General features: G+C 74.9%; 1 protein-coding gene. It reads left to right on the top strand.

Annotated features, from left to right (window positions below):
* A partial coding sequence (locus tag H5J30_RS31310) for a bifunctional metallophosphatase/5'-nucleotidase (RefSeq protein WP_181790918.1) occupies positions 1 to 1,692 on the top strand: 1,692 nt, incomplete at its 5' end.
* Between the last annotated feature and the right edge of the window lie 48 nt (positions 1,693 to 1,740).

Raw genomic sequence — 1,740 nt, 5'->3', positions numbered from 1 at the left:
ACCGGGCCGGCCGCCGCCCAGCCCGGCCCCGTGCCCGTCCAACTCCTCGCCCTCAACGACCTGCACGGCAACCTCGACCCCGTCGACGGCCCCGCCGGCTCCGTCTCCCGGATCACCGACTCCGGCGACGTGGTGCGCACCCAGGCCGGCGGCGTCGCCGGGCTCGCGGCGCTGCTCAAGGACGCCCGCGAGGGGCAGCCCCACACCCTCACCGTCGGCGCCGGCGACCTCATCGGCGGCAGCCCGCTGCTCTCCGCGAACTTCCACGACGAGCCCACCGTCGACGCCCTGGAGGAACTCGGCCTGGACGTCGCGTCCGTCGGCAACCACGAGTTCGACGAGGGCCCCGAGGAGCTGCTGCGCATCGACCGCGGCGGCTGCCACCCCTCCGACGGCTGCGCCGCGCCGGAAGAGCCGTACGACGGCGCGGACTTCCCGTACCTCGCCGCCAACGTCACCCGCAAGGGCAGCGCCGAGCCGCTGCTGCCGCCGTACTGGGTCAAGACCCTGCCCGGCGGCGAGCGCATCGGCTTCATCGGGCTGATCACGAAGAACGCGCCCGACGCGATCTCCGCCGCGCAGATCCGGGACGTGGAGTTCCACGACGAGGTCGAGGCCGTCGACCGCTACTCGCGCGAGCTGACCGCCATGGGCGTGACCGCGCAGACCGTGGTCCTCCACGAGGGCGGCAACCACGGCGGGAGCATCCCGTACAACGAGGACTGCGACGAGGGCGGCCCGGCCGCGAAGCTGGGGCAGCCGATCCGCTCGCTCGCCGAGTCGTTCACGCCGGACGTCGACATGGTCCTCAGCGGCCACTCGCACGAGCCGTACGTGTGCACCGTCACCGACCCCGCCGGCGCCCCGCGCACGGTCACGCAGGCGGCGTCCTTCGGCCGTACGTACACCGACGTGCGCTTCGCCCTCGACCCCCGCACCGGCGACGTGCTCCGCGGCACGGTCCGGGCGGCCAACCACCCCGTGCCCACCTCCGCCCCGCAGGACCCGGCGATGGCCAAGCTGATCGACACCTGGCGGGAGCGCTCCGCCGAGCTGGAGAACAAGCCCGTCGGCTACATCACCGCCGACCTGCCGGGACGCGGCTCGTCCGCGCCGGAGCGCCCGCTCGGCGGCGTGATCGCCGACGGGCTGGCCGAGGCCACCCGCGGCAGCGGCGCGGAGATCGGCTTCGTCCAGCCGGGCGGGATCCGCGGGGACCTCACGTACGCGTCGTCGGGCGACGAGGGCGACGGGGTGGTGACGTACGCGGAGTCGTTCCGCGTCGCGCCGTTCGAGACCGGGCTCGTGACGATGACGCTCACGGGCGAGCAGCTGGTCGGCGCGCTGCGGAACGGCTTCTCCGGCGCGAACGAGAACAGCGCCCGGTTCCTCCAGCCGTCGGCGGAGCTGTCGTACGCGGTGGATCTGCGCCGCGAAGGCGGGACGCGGCTCGACGCGGCGAGCGTACGGGTGGCGGGCGAACCGGTGGCGGCGGACCGGGAGTACCGGGTCACCGTCAGCGAGTTCCTCGCGGAGGGCGGTGACGGGTTCACCGCGTTCAAGGACGGTACGGGCCGGCAGGGCGGCGACGTGACGGACACCGCTGCCCTGGTCACGTACCTGCAGAACGCCAGCTCGCCCGAAGCCCCGCTGGCGCCGCCGTCGCCGGCGCGCATCGCCGTGCGGCAGTAGGCGGCCGGGCCGGAGGGCGTACGCCCCCGGCGGGTGGGCGCCTGCGGC

The organism is Streptomyces phytophilus (assembly GCF_013870535.1).
GTDB classification, from domain to species: Bacteria; Actinomycetota; Actinomycetes; order Streptomycetales; family Streptomycetaceae; genus Streptomyces; species Streptomyces phytophilus.
Note: the sequence above shows the minus strand (reverse complement) of the source record. Positions and strands in the feature narration are given on the sequence as shown.